1 protein-coding gene is annotated in these 3,168 nt (G+C 67.7%); it reads left to right on the forward strand.

What is annotated here, in order from left to right:
- The first annotated feature begins 123 nt into the window (after positions 1-123).
- Positions 124-3,087 carry a DNA topoisomerase III gene (locus tag AC27IO_RS22135; protein WP_498740783.1) on the forward strand — a complete coding sequence of 988 codons (2,964 nt, stop codon included), beginning with the start codon at positions 124-126 and terminating at the stop codon, positions 3,085-3,087.
- The last annotated feature ends 81 nt before the right edge of the window (positions 3,088-3,168 follow it).

Consider the following 3,168-nt stretch of genomic DNA (forward strand, 5'->3'; position numbering starts at 1 on the left):
GCGGGCGATGCGGTGCGGGGCATGGCAAAACTCTGTTAGTTTGAATAGGCACACAGGCGCGTGCGCGTGTACGCGTGTGAGAAGCGGATTGTAGAAGCGCCTTTCAACGGCGAAACCCACAACATGACCAAGACACTGGTAATTGCAGAAAAACCCTCGGTGGCCCAGGACATCGTGCGCGCGCTCACCCCCGTGGCGGGCAAGTTCGACAAGCACGAGGACCATTTCGAGAACGACCGCTACGTGGTCACCAGCGCGGTGGGCCACCTGGTGGAGATCCAGGCGCCCGAGGAATTCGACGTCAAGCGCGGCAAGTGGAGCTTCGCCCACCTGCCCGTGATCCCGCCGTATTTCGACCTGAAGCCCGTGGACAAGACCAAGAGCCGCCTGTCGGCCGTGGTGCGGCAGGCCAAGCGCAAGGACGTCACCCAGCTCATCAACGCCTGCGACGCGGGCCGCGAGGGCGAGCTGATCTTCCGGCTGATCGAGCAGTACGCCGGCGGCTCCAAGCCCGACGGCAAGGGACTGGGCAAGCCGGTCAAGCGGCTGTGGCTGCAGTCGATGACGCCGCAGGCCATCCGCGACGGCTTCGAGGCGCTGCGCTCCGAGCAGCAGATGCAGGGCCTGGCCCACGCCGCGCGCAGCCGCTCCGAGGCCGACTGGCTGGTGGGCATCAACGGCACGCGGGCCATGACGGCCTTCAACTCGCGCGACGGCGGGTTCTTCCTCACCACCGTGGGCCGGGTGCAGACGCCCACGCTGTCGCTGGTGGTCGAGCGCGAGGAAAAGATCCGCAAGTTCGTGAGCCGCGACTATTGGGAAGTGCACGCGGGCTTCCATGCCGAGGCGGGCGAGTACCTGGGCAAGTGGTTCAACCCCCAGTGGAAGAAGAGCGAAGACCCCGAGGCGAAGGCCGACCGGATCTGGAACCATGCCGACGCCGTGGCCATCGCCGATGCGGTGCGCGGCAAGGCGGCCAGCGTCACCGAGGAATCCAAGCCCACCTCGCAGTCCTCGCCCCTGCTGTTCGACCTGACCAGCCTGCAGCGCGAGGCCAACGGCAAGTTCGGCTTCAGCGCCAAGACCACGCTGGCCCTGGCACAAAGCCTGTACGAGCGCCACAAGGCCCTGACCTACCCGCGGACCGACTCGCGCGCCCTGCCCGAGGACTACCTGCCCGTGGCGCGCGACACCTTCGGCATGCTGGCCACGAGCGGCATGCGCCACCTGGCGCCCTTTGCCAGCCAAGCGCTGGACGGCAACTATGTGAAGCCCAACAAGCGCATCTTCGACAACAGCAAGGTCAGCGATCACTTCGCCATCATCCCCACGCTGCAGGCCCCGAGCGGGCTGTCCGAGGCCGAGCAGAAGCTGTACGACCTGGTGGTGCGCCGCTTCATGGCGGTGTTCTTCCCGAGTGCGGAATACATGGTCACCACGCGGGTGAGCCAAGTGGTCAACCACCATTTCAAGACCGAGGGCAAGGTGCTGGTGCGGCCCGGCTGGCTGGCCATCTACGGCAAGGAGGCCGCCGACGAGGTGGAGGGCGCCAAGGAAGGCGACAAGGGCCAGAACCTCGTGCCCGTGCAGCCCGGCGAGATGGTGCGCACCGACTTCGTGGAGCCCAAGGGCCTCAAGACCAAGCCGCCCGCGCGCTACTCCGAAGCCACGCTGCTGGGCGCCATGGAAAGCGCGGGCAAGCAGATCGACGATGAGGAGCTGCGCTCGGCCATGCAGGAAAAGGGCCTGGGCACCCCGGCCACGCGCGCGGCCATCATCGAAGGGCTGCTGACCGAAAAGTACATGCTACGCGAGGGCCGCGAGCTGATCCCCACGGCCAAGGCCTTCCAGCTCATGACCTTGCTGCGCGGGCTGGAGGTCGAGGAACTGTGCCGCGCCGACCTCACGGGCGACTGGGAGTTCAAGCTCTCGCAGATGGAAAAGGGCCTGCTCAGCCGCGAGGCCTTCATGGCAGACATCGCCCGGATGACCGAACGCATGGTCAAGAAGGCCAAGGAATACGACCGCGACACCATTCCCGGCGACTACGCCACGCTCTCCGCGCCGTGCCCCAACTGCGGCGGCGTGGTCAAGGAGAACTACCGCCGCTACGCCTGCGTGGGCAAGGCCGGCGACGGCTCGGACGCCTGCGGCTTCTCGTTCGGCAAGTCGCCGGCCGGCCGCACCTTCGAGACCGCCGAGGCCGACCAGCTGCTGCGCGACAAGAAGATCGGCCCGCTGGAGGGCTTTCGCTCCAAGGCCGGCTGGCCTTTCACGGCCGAGGTGGGCATCGTCTACGACGACGAGGCGCACAACTACAAGCTGGAGTTCGATTTCGGCGACGACAAGAACGCCGAGGAATCGGGCGAGCTGGTCGATTTCTCGGACCAGGAAAGCCTGGGCGCCTGCCCGGTGTGCGGCGCGCCCGTGTACGAGCACGGCAGCAACTACGTGTGCAGCAAGGCCGTGCCCACGGCGGCGCAGCCCACGCCCAGCTGCACCTTCAAGAGCGGCAAGATCATCCTGCAGCAGCCCGTGGAGCGCGCGCAGATGAGCAAGCTGCTGGCCACCGGCAAGACCGACCTGCTCGACAAGTTCGTGAGCATGCGCACGCGCCGGGCGTTCAAGGCGTTCCTCGCCTGGGACAAGGAGGCGGGCAAGGTGAACTTCGAGTTCGAGCAGCGCGAGAGCAAATTCCCCCCGCGCAAGACCTTCGCTGCAAAGGCCGGCGCAGGCGCGGCCGCCAAGACGTCGGCCGCGGCCAAGAAGGCGGCAAAGCCTGCCGCCAAGACCGCAGCCAAAGCCGCCGCCAAGAAGGCCCCGGCCGCACCCAAGGCGCCGCGCAAGCCCGCGGCCGGCAAGGCCCCGAGTGCCGCCCTGGCCGCGGTGATCGGGCCGGAACCGGTCGCCCGGCCCGAGGCCGTGAAGAAGATGTGGGACTACATCAAGGCCAACGGCCTGCAGGACGCCACCAACAAGCGCGCCATCAACGCCGACGCCAAGCTGCGCCCCGTGTTCGGCAAGGACCAGGTCACCATGTTCGAGCTGGCCGGCATCCTGGGCAAGCACCTGGGGGGCGAGGCATGAACGCGCTCGCCCGCTTCGCCCGCTGCCTGGCGGCCCTGGCCTTCGTGGGCCTGCTGGCCGGCTGCGCGGCGCGCGCGCCGA

Source organism: Acidovorax sp. KNOB132 (genome assembly GCF_057541515.1).

Coding starts and splice junctions, on each gene's coding strand:
- AC27IO_RS22135 (WP_498740783.1), top strand. CDS start 124: ATGACCAAGACACTGGTAATTGCAGAAAAACCCTCGGTGGCCCAGGAC.